This window comes from Streptomyces sp. NPDC058664 (assembly GCF_042716635.1).
Classification (GTDB): domain Bacteria; phylum Actinomycetota; class Actinomycetes; order Streptomycetales; family Streptomycetaceae; genus Streptomyces.
On record NZ_JBHXRW010000026.1, the window covers coordinates 88,856 to 106,224 of the forward strand.

General features: G+C 73.9%; 10 protein-coding genes. 1 reads left to right on the forward strand and 9 read right to left on the reverse strand.

The window, feature by feature from the left end:
* Positions 1-111: 111 nt before the first annotated feature.
* The 6 genes from ACFWUY_RS22095 to ACFWUY_RS22120 form a co-directional block, all read right to left on the reverse strand.
* The gene (locus tag ACFWUY_RS22095) at positions 112-2,973 is read right to left on the reverse strand and encodes an AAA family ATPase (RefSeq protein WP_384111289.1); all 2,862 of its coding nucleotides are present in this window, start codon (positions 2,971-2,973) and stop codon (positions 112-114) included.
* A gap of 278 nt (positions 2,974-3,251) precedes the next feature.
* Positions 3,252-5,813: an FtsX-like permease family protein gene (locus ACFWUY_RS22100; RefSeq protein WP_384111292.1), complete on the reverse strand. Its 2,562-nt coding sequence runs from the start codon at positions 5,811-5,813 to the stop codon at positions 3,252-3,254.
* Positions 5,813-6,592 carry an ABC transporter ATP-binding protein gene (locus tag ACFWUY_RS22105; protein ID WP_384111295.1) on the reverse strand — a complete coding sequence of 260 codons (780 nt, stop codon included), beginning with the start codon at positions 6,590-6,592 and terminating at the stop codon, positions 5,813-5,815. The genes ACFWUY_RS22100 and ACFWUY_RS22105 overlap by 1 nt, the downstream gene beginning before the upstream one ends.
* A complete protein-coding gene (eboE, locus tag ACFWUY_RS22110) occupies positions 6,589-7,824 on the reverse strand; it encodes a metabolite traffic protein EboE (protein WP_384111298.1) in 1,236 nt (411 codons plus the stop codon). The genes ACFWUY_RS22105 and eboE overlap by 4 nt, the downstream gene beginning before the upstream one ends.
* Before the next feature lie 164 nt (positions 7,825-7,988).
* On the reverse strand, positions 7,989-11,021 hold the full coding sequence (locus ACFWUY_RS22115; protein WP_384111301.1) for a BTAD domain-containing putative transcriptional regulator: 3,033 nt from the start codon (positions 11,019-11,021) through the stop codon (positions 7,989-7,991).
* Between the two features lie 68 nt (positions 11,022-11,089).
* Complete coding sequence (locus tag ACFWUY_RS22120) at positions 11,090-11,704, reverse strand: TetR/AcrR family transcriptional regulator (protein WP_384111304.1); 615 nt, start codon at positions 11,702-11,704, stop codon at positions 11,090-11,092.
* Between the two features lie 99 nt (positions 11,705-11,803).
* On the opposite strand from ACFWUY_RS22120, the gene ACFWUY_RS22125 reads away from it, so the two are divergent.
* On the forward strand, positions 11,804-12,199 hold the full coding sequence (locus ACFWUY_RS22125) for a nuclear transport factor 2 family protein (protein ID WP_384111307.1): 396 nt from the start codon (positions 11,804-11,806) through the stop codon (positions 12,197-12,199).
* Positions 12,200-12,409: 210 nt separating this feature from the next.
* On the opposite strand, the gene ACFWUY_RS22130 is transcribed toward ACFWUY_RS22125, so the two are convergent.
* The 3 genes from ACFWUY_RS22130 to ACFWUY_RS22140 form a co-directional block, all read right to left on the reverse strand.
* Entirely contained in the window at positions 12,410-13,234 is an 825-nt protein-coding gene (locus ACFWUY_RS22130) for an MBL fold metallo-hydrolase (protein WP_384111310.1), read from the reverse strand.
* A complete protein-coding gene (locus ACFWUY_RS22135) occupies positions 13,227-14,099 on the reverse strand; it encodes an NAD-dependent epimerase/dehydratase family protein (protein WP_384111313.1) in 873 nt (290 codons plus the stop codon). Before ACFWUY_RS22135 ends, ACFWUY_RS22130 begins: the two co-directional genes overlap by 8 nt.
* Before the next feature lie 180 nt (positions 14,100-14,279).
* The gene (locus tag ACFWUY_RS22140) at positions 14,280-17,123 is read right to left on the reverse strand and encodes an AAA family ATPase (RefSeq protein ID WP_384111316.1); all 2,844 of its coding nucleotides are present in this window, start codon (positions 17,121-17,123) and stop codon (positions 14,280-14,282) included.
* Positions 17,124-17,369: the final 246 nt, after the last annotated feature.

Sequence of the window (17,369 nt, forward strand, 5' to 3'; positions counted from 1 at the left end):
GCCTGCCGGGGCACGACGCGATCACGTGATCCGAACGGTCCGGGTCACGTGATTCCTAACGCCGTTCACGGTCCGGGCCCGTGACGTTCCGCACGACGGGACCTGTGACCGTCACGACACGTCCTGGCCGGATGTGCCGCCCCCGGCCAGATGCTCTGCCGTGAGCCGGGCCAACTCGACACGGCTGGACACCCCCAACTTGGCGAACACGTTGCGGAGATGGGCGTCCACCGTGTGCCGGGACAAGAAGAGACGGTTCGCGACCTGCCGATTGGTGAGCCCGTCGACCACGAGCCGTACGACCCGCAGCTCCGACGGGGTGATGCTGCCCCAGCCCTCGCCCGGCCGGGACGTCGCCCTCGGCATCCTGCGGCGTACGCCCATGGCGCGCAGCCGCTGCCTGACCCGCGCGGCGCCGCGTATCGCACCGGCCGTGCCGTACAGCGTGAACGACTCCTCCCACAGGGCGACGGCGGTGCCGCTGTCCACGGATGCCGTCGCCGCGTCCTCGAGCGCCCCGGCGAGGGCCAGGGGCCGGGGTGTCGAGCGCCAGAAGCCCACGGCTCTGCGGAGCTCGTCGGGACTGCCCGACAGGAGGGCGTCGACATGCCGGACGGCTGCTTGGGCCGAAGCCAGCCAGGGACTGCGCTCGGCAAGCAGCCGGCACGCCTCCGCCGCACGCTCGGCCTGCTCCAGGAGGCCGGCCCGCAGCGCGATGCGTACGAGCTCCGGGCCGAGTCCGGGGTCGTAGCAGAGCAGGCGGATCCGGTCGGGCAGGCTCGTCCAGAGCGTGTCGGTGGGGCGGGCGGCGTCCCCTGCTTCCTGGGCCGCGGCGTTCCGCAACAGCACCTCCGCCAGCATCAGTTCGTCGTTCGCGGCCCACACGCCGTTGTCGGACGGCTTGCGGGCCGCGGCGAGGAGCGCCGTGGCGGCGGGGAGTTCGTCGCGCAGGATGGCCAGGCGTGCCAGCAGAGCGCGGGTCGACCGGACTGTGGTGGGTGTGCCGAGGGCGACGGAACTGTGCAGCGCCGCCTCGGCCTCGGCCGTGGCCTCGGCGATGCGCCCCGCACCGAGCCACAGCCGCGCTCGGTGGCCACGCAGGCGCGGCACCGCCCAGGGCACACCGAGCCGTTCGGCGTCGCGCTGGCCCTGGTCGAAGACCGCTTCGGCGTCGGTGAACCGCTCGGCGGCGGTCAGCGCCTCGCCGAGCCATCTGCGGGGCGCGTGCCAGCGGGCCTCGCCGCCTGCCCGCTCGGCGACGTCGACGGCCTTTCGCGCGAAGAGCACCGCGTCTTCGAGTCGTCCCGCCACCAACGCGGCCCGCGAGCGAGCCGTGTAGCCCGAAGCCACGGCGTCGGGCACCTCGGCAACCCCGCCCAGTCGTACCGCTTCGGCCCCCGCCGCATCGGCCGGGTCACCGGCCGGGTCCTCGCTCGTCGGCGGCCCGTCCTCGATCAGCGCATGGGCGCGCAACGACCACAGCTGCGCCTGGTTGCGCACCGGCACACCCGGGTCCGCCAGGGCGAAGTCCACCAGTTCGACGACCTCCGGTATGCGACCGGCGAACTTCAAGGTCGCCGCCAAGCCGTGCCGTACCGTCGCCAAGGCGGTCGGGGTCGGCGCCGACGCCAGCTCGGCCTCGGCCAGTTCGATCGCCTCGTCCGTGCGGCCGCTGAAGGCGAGGGCGCTCAACGCCTTGCAGACGTTGCCGGGCCGGTCGCCGTCATCGGGTTCGCTCAGCTCGACGAGTCGGATCAGCAGGTCGGCGGCGACGCCCGGTGCCGCGCCCATGATGCCTTCGGCCGCGTCCCGGAGGGCGCGCAGCGCCGGCTGGTCCCCTCGGCGGGCGCCCCAGGCCAGATGGGTCGCGCACTCGGCCGCCGGCCTGCCCTCGGCGGCCAGCACCGTGCCCGCCTCGCGGTGCAGCGCGTGCTTCACGGGGCCCGGCAGGTTGTCGTAGACAGCCTCCCTGATCAGATCGTGCCGGAATCTCAGCAGCGTGCTGTCCGCGACGAGATGGCCCTGCGCGATGGCCTCCTCCGTCGCCCTCGTCAGTTCCCGTACGGGAACGCCAGTCACACCGGCAGCCTCGTGCACCCCGAACGGACGAGCGAGGACGGCACCTGCCTCCATCAACTGCCGTGCTGCCGGGGAGAGATGGCGGCACCGGCGGCCCACCTGCGCCCGGAAGCCTTCCGGCAGCCCTCCCGGCACCACGCGCGCGACGCCGTCCTGGACCAGCACCCGGCCCTGTTCACGGAGGGCGTGCAGAAGCTCCTGCAGCAGAAAGGGATTGCCGGCCGCCCGATGCGCCAGGCTCTGGATGCACGCGTCCGGTCGCGCGCCGAGCGTGTACGCCGACAGCTCCCCCACCGCCTCCTCGGAGAGCGGGCCGAGTGCGAGCAGCCGGGCGTCCCGTTCGGCAAGCCCCTCCACCGCCGCGTGCATCGTGGACTCCTGCGACATGGGACGGGCCGCGAGCAGCCACAGGACCGGGGCCTCGACGAGCGCGGGAACCAGGGTGCGGACCAGGAGAGCGGTGGCGTCGTCGGCCCACTGCACGTCGTCCAGGAGGATCAGCAGCGGGCCGGTGCGGGTGTGCGTGGCGATACGTTCGCCGAGGAGCGCCGTCTGCCGGTAGGGGACCGCGGCCCGTGCCGCGAGTTCCGCCCGGTCCGCCTCGTCGAGTACGGGCCTCGTGCCGTGGCTGAGGGCGTTCACCAGGGTGACGAGCGGAGAGAGGCGATCGAGCTCGGTGGCGCGCCCTGCGGTGACGGTCATGCCCTGTGCGGCAGCACGATGGGCGACCTCGGAGAGCAGGCGCGACTTCCCGATGCCCGCCTCCCCCTCGACGACGACGCACCGCCCCGCCCCCGCAACGGCGGCGTCCACCGCGGCGGACAACTCGTCGAGAACCTCCTGGCGTCCGACCAGCGGAGCCGGTTCCCGGCCGTCGGCGAACCTTCCGAGCATGTGACTTCCCCCTGTCATGCACCACCCACCGCCCGGCCGGTGCGTGCGACTCCATGATCTCCGTACGCGGGGGCATCGCCAACCTCGGCCGTTCCCGCGGCGGGCCGACCACGAAGATCCGTCTCGCGGCCGACGGCAACGACCGGCCCTGTCGTTCCTCCCGCCGCCGGACAGACACGATGGGTGACCGGGAGATCCGGTCACCCATCGGCCGGCATGCGGTCCGTCGACGCGGGCGCGGCCCCCGTGCGCTCCGCGCCCGGACACCGCTCCCGCCCCTATGCACGGGAGCCGATGACGTCCGCGGGGCGGCCCGCGAGGGCGAGACGGCCGGGAATCAGTGTGGCCAGAGCCGTGAGCAGCGCGGCGAAGCCCAGGGTGCCGAGGTACGTCCAACCGTCGACGGACGGGGCGGCCGAGCCCGTCATGCCGACGCTGAAGGCCGTGAGCACCGCGAACGCGATGCCGCTCCCCAGTGCGGTGGCGGTGAGCACCACGAGGGCCGCCTCGATCCGGAGCATTCCCCTCACCTGGCGTCGGGTGGTGCCGATGAGCTGGAGCAGGGCGAACTCCCGCCTGCGGTCGAAGACCGACATCGCCAGGGTGTTGACCACGGCGATGGCCGTGAAGGCGATGATCAGACCCATCGCGACGTAGTTCACCTCGGCGTTGGACTGCTGGACCTCGGCCTGCAGATCCTCGACCTCGTCCCGGTCGAGAACGGCCACCCCCGGCAGCGCGCCGAGCGCGGTACGCAGCTCCGCCCGGCCGGGTCCGCCTTCGTCCCGGGTCTTCACGAGCAGCGCGGAGGCCAGGGGGTTGTCGACGTGCCGGGAGACCAGCGAGTGGGCCATCGTCACGTCGCCGAACCCCAGCCCCCGTTCGTACACGGCCGCGACGGTGAGCCGGGCCTCGGTTCCGTCGCCGAGGGTCAGCCTCAGCTCGTCCCCCGGCTTCCTGCCGAGAGCGTCGGCGGCGAGCTCGCTGAGCGCGACGCTCCGCGGGCCGAAGCCGTCCAGGCTGCCGGCCGTGACGGCCGGGTCCCAGGTGAGGGTCAGGCCGTCGGTGGACACGCCCTGCGCGGGGTATTTCTCCAGGTCGACGCGTACGGACGTACGCACGATCTCGGTCACCGCCGATACACCGGGGACGCGGCGGAGTCGTTCGCCGGCCTGGGCCGGCACACCGGGTCCGGCCGAGCCCACGACCCATTCCGCCGTGTTGCCGGCGCGGGCCTGGGCGGTGGCCGCCGCGCCCATGGTGGTCTGGACGAAGAACACCGTGCAGGCCATGCCGATCAGCAGGGTCAGCGGAGTGACCGCCGCGGCCAGCCGCTTGGTGTGGGCGCGGGCGTTGGCCGTGGCGAGGTGGCCACCGACCCGGGAGACCTTCAGCGGGATTCCGAGGACGGCCACCGCGATCCGGACGACGAGCGGCCCGAGCAGCGAGACGGCCACCGCGAGCACCACGACCGACAGGAAGGTCACAGGGGTGGCTGCGGGCTCGCTGCGCAGCGCGGAGAGGACCACGAGCAGGACGACACCGCCGGTCAGGAACACGATGCCGGCACCGGTTCGCCCCCAGGTGAAGGTCCGCTGTTCCACGGCCGCCTCGGACAGGGCCTCCGCGGGGCGGATGCGGGTCGTGCGGCGGGCCGAGATCCGCGCGGCGGCCCAGGCGCCCAGGAGGGCCGCCCCGATGGCGGCGGCGAACGGGAAGACGCCGACGGTCGGTTCGAGGGTCTCGGGAATCGCCTTGAAGCCGACGAACTCGCCGTGCAGCCAGTGGGCGACGGGCAGACCGGTGACCGAACCGAGCACTCCGGCGAGGGCGCCGACGATCAGTGCCTCGCGGCCGATGAGCCGGCGGATCTGCCGGGGCGTCGCCGCGATGGCGCGCAGCAGGGCCAGTTCGCGGTGGCGCTGCTGGATCGTGAGGGCGAAGGTGCCGACGACCACCAGGATCGCGACGAGCAGCGAGGTACCGCCGATGGCACCGCCCATGGAGACCAGTTTGATCCGCGCCTTGGCCGCGTCGAGGAACTCGACCGGGCCCCGGTCGGCGCCCGTGGCCACCTGGGCGCCGGTGCCGTCGAGAGCCTTCGCGACCCGAGTCGCGAGTTCCGGTGTGGAGACGCCGGGCTCGGGCAGCACGCCGACGGCCATGACCTGGCCGGTGTGGCGGGACAGCCGGTCGGCCTCGGCATCCGAGAAGAACAACGAGGTCTGCTGTCGGAGGTCGCCGCCGGAGGAGGCGGCGATGCCGGTGACGCGGTACGCGCGCGGGGCGTCGGTCGACTGGACGGTCAGCTCGGCGCCGGGTTTCAGGCCGGTCCGTGCGGCGAGTTCGCGGTCGACGACGACCTCGTCCGCCGCGGCCGGTGCGGCGCCTTCGACCAGGGTGAAGGGGGTCAGGGGCGCCGAGCTCCAGGCGTGTCCGTACGACGCCTTGCCGTCGACGCCGGGGACGACCTGGCCCGAGGGGGTGACCGCGTGCGCCGGGAAGGTGATCTCGGGCACCGCGGCCCGTACGCCCGGCAGCGCGGCGAGCGTGGTGACGGTGCCGGCGGGCAGCCAGACGCGCTCGGCGAGGGGCTTGGTCTTCTCCTTCCTCTTGGTCTTGTCGCCCTTCCGCTCGACCGTGACCCGGTGGACGTTCTGGTCGCCGGCGACGATCACCGGGGAGCCGGCGTAGCGCTCGGTGCCGATGGTTCCGCGGAGCCCCGTCTCCAGCAGGATGCCGCAGGCCGTGACGAGTGCGGCGGCGCAGAAGAGCGCGAGGAACGCTCCGGTGAATCCGCCCTTGCGGGCGCGCAGGGTCTGCAGGGCGTAGCGCAGCATCAGGCCCACGCTCCCAGGTGGGTCATGCGGTCGGCGACGCGGTCGGCGGTGGGCGCCGGCATCCGGTCGACGATCCTGCCGTCGGCAAGGAAGAGGACGGTGTCGGCGTAGGAGGCGGCGACGGGGTCGTGGGTGACCATGACCACGGTCTGGCCGGTCTCGTCCACGCACGACCGCAACAGGGAGAGGACCTCCTTGGCGGTCATGGTGTCGAGGGCGCCGGTGGGCTCGTCGCCGAAGACGACGTCGGGACGGGTGATCAGGGCGCGGGCGATCGCGACCCGCTGCTGCTGCCCGCCGGACAGTTCGGCGGGCCGGTGGGCGGCCCGGCCGGCCAGGCCGACGCGCGTCAGGATCTCCTCCAGCCAGGCGGGGTCGAGCCGCTCGCCGGCCAGACGCAGCGGCAGTTCGACGTTCTCGCGCACGGACAGCGCGGGGATGAGGTTGAAGGCCTGGAAGACGAAGCCGACGCGCTCGCGCCGCAGCTTCGTCAGCTGGGTCTCGTTCATTCCGCCGAGCTCGGTGTCGCCGATGAAGGCGGAGCCGCCGGAAGGTCTGTCGAGGCCGGCGGCGCAGTGCAGGAAAGTCGACTTCCCGGAGCCGGAGGGTCCCATGACGGCCGTGAACGAACCACGTTCGATGCCGACCGAGACCCCGTCGAGGGCGCGCACGGCGCGGCCCGCCTTTCCGTACTCCTTCACGACTCTGTCGAGGCGCAGCGCGAAGTCCGCGGATCCGGCGTCGTTCCGTCCGCGCGGATGGTTCGTCTCGGTCCTCATGTGCGACCTGTCCTTTCGATGGTGGGTGAGGGGTGTGGCGTGGGTGATCGCCGTGTGGGGGGCACATCGTGGGTCAGGCCCAGTCCGGCGAGTTCCCCTGCGGTCCAGGCGAGTTCGGCGGCGACGGCCCGCGCAAGTCCGGCCGTGCCGGCCGGCTGGAGGTGCTCGGGGAGCGCGGACCAGGTGGACGTCTCCACCTCGACGTGGTCGGTGGCGGCGTGGTCCCCGGCGAACAGCGCCCGCAGGGTGTCGCGCAGCACCGGCCGGGTGGAGGTGAGCGGTGCGGCGGGCTCCTCGTGCAGCGGCACGTGGTGGTGGATCCTCCACGGCGCCAGCCCGGGCAGGGCGCCGGCGAGGGCCGGCCCCAGGTCGTCGGAGCCGAGCGGTGCGCCGCTATCGGGCCCGGCTTCCCTCGTCTGGTGCAGGAAGCGCGGGTCCGTGAAGGCCTCCAGGGCTTCCCGGACCTGCGGATCCGTCGGTGTCGCGGCCTCCAGGGCGGTGGATGCCTGGGCCTTCACCACCGGGATCCCCGCCGTCAGCAATCGGGTGACGGCGGTGCCCGGGTCCTCGTGGGCGACGGCGAGGTGGCAGGCGTCCAGGCAGAGTCCGATCCACTCGTGGTCGGCGTCCTTGAGTACCTCGACGGCCTGCCCGGTGGTCGCGGCGACGCACCCCGGCTCCGGTTCGACCGCGACACGGACGGTCCGCCCGGTCTCCGCCGCGATCCGCCGCAGCCCGGTGGCGAGCGCGTCCAACTGCCGCATCGCGGCCGACCTCCGGGTCCGCGACCATGCGGTACGCCAGGCCAGTGGCAGTGTCGACACGGAGCCGCGCTCGGCGTCGTCGGGCAGCAGCAGGGCCATGATCCGGGCGAGGTTCAGCGTGTAGTCGAGGCGGGCGGGCTCGGACCAGTCCGGGTAGTACGCCGCCCGTTTCACCACCGGGGCGTGGAAGGCCCGGTAGGGGGAGCCGTTGAGGCTCACCGTCTCCAGTCCGCGAGCGGTGAGCTCGCGGCGGAGCCGGGCGACGGCGGCCGGGTCGGCCGCGAGGGCCGCCGCCGTGAACGCCGGCAGCCACAGGCCGAGGCCGATGACCGGCTCACCGGTGGCCCGGCGGACCGGCTCGGCGTGCGCGGCGAGCCGGGCGGTGATGCCCTCCAGCGTCTCGGCCGGATGCGCGTCGGCGCAGAGAGCGAGGTGGACGGCGGTGCCGTCACGGTGCCGGAACCGCATCAGGCGGCTCCGGGGCTGAACGCCGCGCGGCGGGGCACGTCGACGGAACGGGACATCGCGGACTCCGGAACTCTCAGGCCCCTGGGGGCTTTCTCGTCTGCGACGACGTTACGAAGCGGCCTTATCGACCGGTTATCGCGCGGTTAGGCGGCCCGCGCGGTGGGTCAGGCGGTCCCCGTGGCGAGCGGGGCGGTGTCCGTGGCGAGCGGGGTGGCGTCCGTGGCGAGCGGGGTGGCGTCCAGCCGTTCCAGTGCGCGGGCCGCCTTCTCCTCCCACCGCGGGGAACCGATCACGCGGAAGACGTCGAGCGCGGCGGCCAGGTGCAGCCGGCTCTCCCGTGGGCGGCCGCCCCCGTGGTGGAGCTGCCCGAGGCCGAACCTGATCTGCCCCTCGATCAACGCGCTGGGGTGGCGCCGCACGACGTCCAGCGCCTCCAGGTACATGTCCTCGGCCGACTCCGCCGCTCCGGCCGCGCGCCGGGTCTCCGCGAGTCCGAGCAGCACGTGCGCGATACCGAGCAGGTCGGACTTCTCCTTGACGATCGGGAAGGCCCTGCCGAACGCCTCCTCCGCGGGCTCGAGGCGTCCCAGCGCGAGATAGGCGTTGCCGAGTCGGTAGGAGGCCATCGCCATGGGGCGCCCGTCGACCGCGAAGCCTTCGCAGATGGCCACGGCCTGTCGGCTCAGCTCCAGGGCCTCCCCCGGCCTGCCCTCGTCGAGTTCGCATTGCGCCAGGTTCTGCAGCACGTACGCCTCCACGGCGAGGTTGCCCACCTCCCGTAGGGCCGGCAAGGCTTCCCGCAGCCGGCGCGCGCCCTGCTCGTGGTCACCCCTGACCCGGTCGATGAGCCCCAGGTGACTCAGCACGATCGCCGCGCCGTGTGCGTCACCCGCCTGACGGAAGAGCGCCAGGGCGGTCTCCGACCTGTCGGATGCCTCGCGCACCTTGCGCAGCCTGAGTTCGATCAGACCCAACTGCAGGTACATGGTGGCCTGTCCTCGGACGTTGCCGGTGGCGATCGCCGCCGCGAGTGCCTGCTCACCGCACGAGCGCCAGTCGTCCAGGTAATTGCGCGCTTTGAAGAGCGCGTGGACGCACAGGACGAGATCCCAGGCCAGCTCCGCCATGCCCAGCGCCGCCGACTGGGCGACGACCGCGACCAGGGTGAGGCGCTCGGCCTCGAACCATTCCATCGGACTCGCCAGCAGTTCTTCCACGAGGGCGGGCTCGACCTCCCTGCGCGGCACGCACCCGTGCACCGTGTCGTAGCCCCCGCCCTCCTCGCGCCGGTACGCCAGCTCGGCGAGGGTCAGGCAGGTCCGGAAGAACCGGTCGCGGGCGGCCAGTCGGTCCGCCTCGGACTCCTCGTCCCGTGCCAGCTCGCTCGCGTACAGCCGCATCAGGTCGTGGAAGCGGTAGCGCAGCCGGCCGGTGGCGTCGATCCCGGCGATGTCCAGGAACTGCGCGTCCACGAGGTGTTCGATGAGCCGTTCCGCTTCCAGTACGCCGCAGTCCAGGAGCGCGGCCCCGACCCAGGCGGTGAAGTCCGGTACGGAGAGCAGCCCGAGGAGGCGGTAGAGCCGGGCCGCCTCCCGGTCCAGGTAGCGGTAGCTGAGCGCGAAGCCGGCCCGGACCTGCAACTCGCCCTGGCTGAGCTCGTCCAGACGGCGCCGCTCGTCGTCGAGCCGGGTGACCAGGTGCCGTACCGACCAGTGCGGCTTGGAGGCCAGCCGGGCGGCGGCGATGCGCAGTGCGAGCGGCAGCCGGTCGCACAGCTCGACCAGGCGGGCCGACTCCGCGGGTCCGCCGAGGATCCTGGCCTCGCCGACGATGCCGCCGAGCAGTTCGAGGGAGCGGTCCTCGGGCAGCCGTCCGAGCAGGATCCGTGCGGACGGCGGCCAGGTCACCAGCTGTTCCAGCTGTTCCCGGCTGGTGACCAGCACGGTGCAGCCGCCGCCGCCCGGCAGCAGCGGCCGGATCTGCTCCGGCGTGCGGACGTTGTCGAGCACGAGCAGGACCCGGCGGTCGGCCAGCATGCTGCGGTACAGCGCGATCCTGTCCTCCAGCCCGTCGGGGACGTCCTCACCCGCCGTGCCGAGGGAACGCAGGAAGCGGCTGAGGATCTCGCCGGCGGCGGTCGGGGCGTGGTTCCGGTCGTATCCGCGGAGGTCGGCGAAGAGCGTGCCGTCCGGGTAGTGGCGCGTGACCCGGTGGGCCCAGCGGACGGCCAGGCCGGTCTTGCCGACACCGGCGACGCCTGTGATCAGGCCCACGCCCGGGGCACGCCGGTCACCGTCCCGGGTTTCCACCAACGTGTCCAGAGCGGCCAGTTCCTCCTCCCGGCCCGCGAAAGCGGGTACGTCGGCAGGCAGTTCGGAGGGGACGACGGGACGCGTCACCGCCGGTCCTTCCGGCTCCGCGGCCGGCCCCGCCACCCTCAGGGCGGGGTCGTCCCGCAGGATCGCGTCGTGCAGATCCTGGAGCTCGGGGCCCGGTTCCATGCCGAGCTCGTCGATGAACCTGCGCCGCGCGTCCCGGAAGCTCTCCAGCGCCTCGGCCCGGCGTCCGGAGCGGTACTGCGCGAGGACGAGGTGGTACTGCGCGCGCTCGCGCAGCGGATGTTCCCGTACGGCCGCGGCCAGTTCGGGCAGCAGCGCACGATGCCGCCCCAGGTCCATGCGTACGCCCGTCCATGCCTCCTGGACGTGGAGGCGGACCTCTTCCCAGCGGGCCGCCTCGTCCTCCACCTGCTGCCCTGTGACCCCGGCCAGCGCGGGCCCCCGCCACCACGCGAGCGCCTCGGCGTAGCAGCGTGCGGCGTCGGCGGGGCGCTGTTCGCGGACCGCGGTCTCGGCGTCCGCGACCAGTCCGGTGAAGGCGACGCTGTCGAGTTCGTGCCCTTCGGCCCGCAGCAGGTAGCCGGGGTGCTCGGTGACGATGACGTCTTCCGTCACCCCCGCGCTCTTGAACACCTTGCGCAGGGCCGCGACGACGATGGCGATCTGGGTGCGCGCGGTGGCCGGCGGCCGGTCGTTCCACACGGCGTCCACCAGGGTGTCCACCGGCACGATCCGCCCGGGACTCAGAAGCAGCAGGGCCAGCACCGTCCGCTGCCGCGCCCCGCCGAGCGGGACCGTGCGCTTGCCGGCGGCGACCAGGAGCGGGCCGAGAATTCTGAAGCTGAGCCGTTCGTTCAACGCATTCCCCCATGGCTGACCGCGCCTGCCAGCAAGATCACTTTACAGTCGGGGCTCCCGTTCCGCCCTCACGGAGCCTGACGCGGGGCGTCCGTGGTCGCAGCGGCTGAGGGGAGCCCGGCGTCGACGATGTGCTCGGCGAGTTCGCGGGCCGCGGCGGCGGGCGGCCGGTCCTCGGGGCGGGCCGCGCCGGTGGCGAGAAGGCCGTCGACGAGGATGAGTAGTTGGTCGGCCGCGAAGTCGGGGCGAGGGTGTCCGAGGGCGGCGAGTTCGGCCGTGAACAGCCCGTGGAGGGTGCGCCGGTAGGCCCGCGTGACCTCGTGGCCGGGATGCTCCCGGTCGGTGAGCGCGAGGTCGGCGGCGAGGTAGCGGCAGCCGTGGAAGTCCGGGCCCGCGGCGACGCGGCCGAGCCGGTCGACGACCGCGAGGAGCCGGGCCCGGTGGTCGTCCCCCGCGGCGTCCATGGTGGCGCGGTACTCCGCCACGTCCTCGGCGGTGCTGCGGCGCAGCACCTCGGCGATCAGGCCGTCCTTGCCGCCGAAGTGCTCGTACAGGGAACGGCGTGCGACGCCGGCCGCCTTGAGCAGGGCGTCCACGCCGACGCCGACGCCGTGCGTGTAGGTCAGCTCCTGGGCGGCGAGCAGCAGGCGTTCGCGGGGCCCCGGCTTGGCGGAAGCGGTCATGGCGCGATTGTGCCAGCACTTGACGCGGTAGATCAATCGGTCTATCTATATCTCTCACGACCGGTAGATCGACCGGTCTATCTTGCTCAAGGAGGCGTCATGTCCGTGCGCAGCACCGCCGAGGTCATCGACCGTTTCAACCGCGCGTTCACCGACCGCGAGGCCGGCCTCCTGACCGACCTGATCGCCGAGGGCTGCGTCATGGAGAGCGTCCAGCCCGCGCCGCACGGGGAGCGGGTCGTCGGGCGCGAAGCCTGTACGAAATGGTGGACGGCCCTCGTCGAGGACCTCGCCTCGCAGTTCACCCCGCAGGAGGTGATCGTGGCGGGCGACCGCGCGACGATCGTGTGGACCTACCGCTTCGGCGACGGCCCCGACCAGTGGGTGCGGGGCGTCAACGTCATGCGCGTGGCGGACGGCCGGATCGTGGAGGCCCTCGGCTTCAGCAAGACGGCCGGCGAGGTCCCGCTGGCCACCGGGTCCGACGACGCGTGAAGCGGCACCGAACCGCCGGAGCCGTCCCCCCGGCACGAACCGCCGGAGCCGTCCCCGGCTCCGGCGCCCCCCGCATCTCCCCCGAACCGGGTAGCACCCACGTCAGGAAAAGGGCACTTCCCGGATACGGGACCGCGGCGGTGAGCCGCTCATGGACCTCCCCGCATGGCCGTGCGTCGTGATGACGGGGGCAGCTGTGCGGTGGAGGTGTCAGTCACCCGGGACCGTGCCCTTCTCGAAACGGAGGTAGCGCTCGACGGACCGGGCCAGAACCTCGTTGCCGCGGGAGGTGACGACCCGGTCCCACCAGGCGCCGTAGATCCGCTCGAAGCGATAGCCGGCGAGCAGGTCCGCCGCCGCGCGGACCGCCTGCGGGCGCTCCGGGACGTGATTGGCGTAGCTGTACATGAGGGTCACCCAGCGGCTGTCCGGGCAGACGTTGACCACGTCACCGGTGAACAGCGCCCCGTCGCCCGCGCTCCAGTGCAGCACCGCGCTGCCCGGGAAGTGCACGCCCGGGTTGATCAGGGTCACCTCGTCGGTGAGCCGGAGCGTGCGCCCGCTCCAGAACCGCACGGCCGGATCCGGCCGGCCCACCCACTGCCGGTCGGCGTCGTGCAGGTGGACCGGCGCGTCGAAGGCGTGCGCCCACTCCACCATCGAGGAGTAGAAGTGCGGGTGGCTGATCGCGATGTGATCGATGCCGCCGAGCTCCTCGACGGCCCGCACCATCGCGTCGTCGAGGTACGGCACGCAGTCCCACAGCACGTTCCCGGCGGCGGTGCGCAGCAGCAGGGCCCGCTGGCCGATGGCGAACTGCGGGGTGACGCCGACACCGAGCACGTCGGGCCCCTGCTCCGCGAAGAGGCCGCTGTGGCCCTCCTCGCGCAAGCCGGCCAGCGTCGTCCACTGCTGGCCGTCCGGGCCCACGTACTGCCGTTCGTCCAGACAGACCGGACAGTCCGGACGCACGGCGGCGTACTGGGTGCCGCAGGTGCGGCAGATCGGAGGTGCCGGGACGGCGGTGTCAGCCACGGCTGTCCCCGGCGAGTTCGGTGAGGACGTACGGGCGGCTCGGCCGCCAGCCCAGCTCGTCGACGGCGCGCCGCCCCGACACCACCTGGTCGAGCGCGAGCGCCTCGGCGAACGGCTCCCCGAGCACTGCGGCGGCTTCCTCGAACGGCCACGGCTCGGCCCGGCCGGTGCCGCCCGCGGCGATGTCGGCGGCCGCCGCGACCGCGGCGGCCGGGACGGACTCCCACGCCACGCCGTGCAGGAGGTCACCGGAGTGGCCCTTGGTCAGCGCGAGGGCGTACAGCTCGGCGAGGTCGTCGACGTGCACCATCGGCCAGCGGGTAGCGACCGGACCCACGTAACGGCCCGTACCGTGCTCCCGGGCCCAGCCGGTCAGCAGGGCGGGAATGCCGCCGTCCCGGCCGTACACGATGCCCGGGCGTATCACCACGGCCCGCACGTCGTCCCCGGCGGCGGCCAGCACCCGCTGCTCGATCCGCGGCCGGTAGCCGACGATCTCGATCGGGTCGGTATCGGCGTCCTCGGTCAGCGGGGCGTCCCCGGTGGCGCCGAGCACCCACACGCCACTGGTGTAGACGAACGCCCGGCCCGTGCCGCGCAGCGGCGCGAGCAGCGCCTCCAGGGCGGCGGTGTCCACCGCCTCGTCGCCGGTCGGCGTGGCCAGGTTCACCACCGCGTCCACGTCGTCCGTCACCGCCGCGCGCAGCGACGCCGGGTCGGTCAGATCGCCGACCCGCACCGACACGTCCGGATTCAGCGCGGCCGCGTCCTTGACCAGGGGCACCACGTCGTGGCCCTCCAGCGTCAGGCACGACACCACCGCGGAGCCGATGTAACCGGTGGCACCGAGTACCAGAACCTTCATGAACCCTCCCATGCGGACGTTCTTGGAACAGGAGAACCGTACGAACCACGCCCGGACCCGTGGATCCGTCGAACGACCGGGGTGCGTACCGGTGTTCACACGTGGCAGGGCTGAAGGGCCGACCAGGCCGACGGAGTGACGGGGCGAGGAGGCGACGGGAGCGACGGGGGTGGGCGGAGGTCAGCCCAGGTCGAGCGCCCCCAGGGCGGCCCGCGACGTCACGCCGAGCTTCGGGTAGGCGTTGGACAGGTGGTAGCCGACCGTGCGCGGGCTCAGGAACAGGCGCGCGCCGATGTCCCGGTTGCTCAGGCCCGTCGCCGCGAGCCGGACCACCCGCAGCTCCTGCGCGGTCAGCCGGCCCGCGAGATCCGCGCCCGCCGCGGGCGCGGCCGGAGCGGCCCCGACGGCCCGCAACTCCGTGCGGGCCCGGTCCGCCCACGCGGCCGCCGGCATCCGCTCGAACGACTCCAGCGCCACGGCCAGCGCCTCCCGGGCGGCGGCCCGGCGCTTCGCCCGGCGCAGCCACTCCCCGTACAGCAGCCGGGTGCGCGCCTCCTCGAACGGACGGCCGTCCCCCTCGTGGGCTGCGAGCGCCCGCTCGTAGAACTCCTCCGCCCCCGCGTCGTCGGCGGCGAGCAGGGCGCGGCAGCGCAGCTCCACCGCCCCCGCCCACGCGGCCCCGGTGGCCCCGGCCCAGCGCGCGAAACGCTCGGCGGCCGGCCCGGCGTCGATGGCCCTCTCGATCCGCATGGCGGCCTCCACCTGGTCGGGCAGGCTGTGCACGGAGACCATGAGGTGCCGGTGCGGGCCCCCCGTCAGGGCGGCGAAGCGTTGCAGCGCCCGGTCGTAGCGGCCGAGCCCGAGGTCGAACAGGCCTTGTGCCCTGGTCAGCCAGAACGGGTTCGGCGCGACACCGGAGCGCGGGTCCCGCCCCGCCCGTCCGGCGGAACCCTGCCCTCCGCCCGGTCGGCCCCCGCCGCCCGGCCCGTCGGCCCCTTCCTGTCCCTCCGTGCCGCCCGGCTCCTCCCCGTCGAGCGCGGCCAGCACCACCAGGACGCCGCTGAGCATCGTGGCGAGATGGCGCTGACCGGTGTCGCAGGCGATCTCCAGGCCCTCGACCGCCGTCGTGTACGCGTCCCGGTGCCGGCCCAGGAACAGCCGCAGCCGCGCCAGCCGCAGCAGCACCCGCGGCAGAACCCCGGCGGCACCCTCCGCCCGGCACTCCCGCTCCAGGGCCACGGCCTCGTCGTGCACCGCGCGGTACTCGCCGAGCAGCATGTCCCAGCCGTGCAGTCGCACCTGATCGGTCAGGCTGCGCTCCTGCCGGGTCCGCACGACGTACTCGGCGAACTCCCGTATCGCCGCCGCCCCGCCCACCAGGTCACCCTCCAGTGTGTCGAGCACCCCGGCGGCGCCCCGGCGCACGGGATGTCCGCCGAAGTCCAGACCGGCCGCCCGCGCGCGGGTGTCCCGGGCGGCCGCGACCGGGTCCGGCGCGTCCCAGGCCATCGCGGCCGACTCGAACAGCAGCCACGCCCCCATCGCGGGACGGTGCGCCGTCACCTCGGCGGTCGCCTCGACGAGCAGCAGCCGCGCCGACTCCGCGCGGCCCTGCCCGTGTTCGAGCGCCGCCCGGACGCCGGCGAGCCGGGCGACCGCCGGCGGACTGCTCACCGGCCCCGCCTCGTCGGCGAGCGCCACCGCGAGCTCCACCTGGCCGGCCTCGGCCGCCGCGGCCGCCGCGGCGGCCAGCCGCAGCGACCGGGCCTCCTGGTCCTCGGTCAGCCTTGCGGCCCGCCGATAGGCGGCGGCGACCGCGGCCCGGCCGCCCCGCGAGCGGAACAGCTCGGCGCTGCGCTCCAGTTCGGCGGCGACCTCCTCGTCGTAGCCGACGGTCGCCGCGGCCAGGTGCCAGGCCCGGCGGCCCGTGTCGCCGGCGGCCGACACCGCTTCGGCGAGCGCCCGGTGCGCGGCCGTCCGCTCGACCAGCAGCGCACCCTGGTACGCGGCGGCACGCACCAGCGGATGCCGGAACACCAGGCGGCGTCCGGACACTCTCACCAGGTCCACCGCCTCTGCCGGCCCGAGATCGCCGGCGGCCGCGCCCACCCGTTCCCCCGCCGCCACCAGCAGCGCCACGTCGCCGGTGTCGTCCGCCGCGGCGACCGTCAGCAGTAGACGGGTCGGCGCGGGCAGCGACCGGATCTGCTCGTCGAAGATCCGCCGTACCCGCCACGAGGCCGGCAACACGGCGATCTCCTGTGCGTCCAGCGGCTCGCTCCCGTCCCGCTGGGCCGCCGTCAGAGCCCCCACGAGCTCGACCAGGGCGAGCGGATTGCCCTGCGCGAGCCCGAGGATCCGGCTGCTCACGGCGGCATGCAGATCGGGCGCCCGGCCGATGAGAAGGGCCGCCCCCTCCTCGTCGGTCAGCGGCCCGAGGTGCAGCATGGGCAGGCCCGGCGCACCGTCGAAGGCCGCCGCATCCTCATGCGCGGCGACCACCATGGCCACCCGCCCCATGCCGAGCCGGCGGGCCGCGAACAGCAGGGCGTCCAGGGTCTCCAGGTCCAGCCAGTGCGCGTCGTCGACCAGGACCACGACCGGACGTTCCTCGGCCAGCTCGTCGAGCAGGCCCAGCGTCGCGGCCCCGACCAGGAAGCGGTCCCCGGCGGGCACGTCGTCCGATGCGATCGCCCCGCGCAGTGCCGTCGACTGACGCTCCGGCAGGCTCCTGATCCGGTCCAGGGCGCCCCGGAGGAGCACCTGCAGGCCGGCGTACGGCAGCGCCGCCTCCGACTGGACACCCGTGCACCGCAACAGCCGGGCCCCGCCCGCGGCCGCCGAGGCACACAGGTCGAGCAGTGCCGTCTTGCCCGACCCCGCCTCGCCGAGGAGCACCACGGCCCCGCCCCGGCTCTCCCGGGCCCCCCTCAAGAGCCCCTCGAGCACTTCCCGTTCGTGGTTCCGGCCGCTGAGACCCGCGGGCCCCCGGTCTGCGGCGCCCGCCCGGACCTCATCGGTCATCGGCGCTGTCCCCTCCTCCAACAAGCTCGGCTGACTATGTCATCGGTCCAACGGTCGTGCACCCCGGCCCGACGGGGAGGGCAGCGCTCCCCGTCGGGCGGACCGTGTTCGGCTTCCGGTGACGTGGCCCGTACGCGTCACGGGGACGCACCGGGTGATCGAGGAATGCTTCCGGGCCGCGAAGAGCGAGTGCGGCCCGGACCCTTACGAGGTCCGCCGCGTGGGACGGCAGCACACCACCCTGAC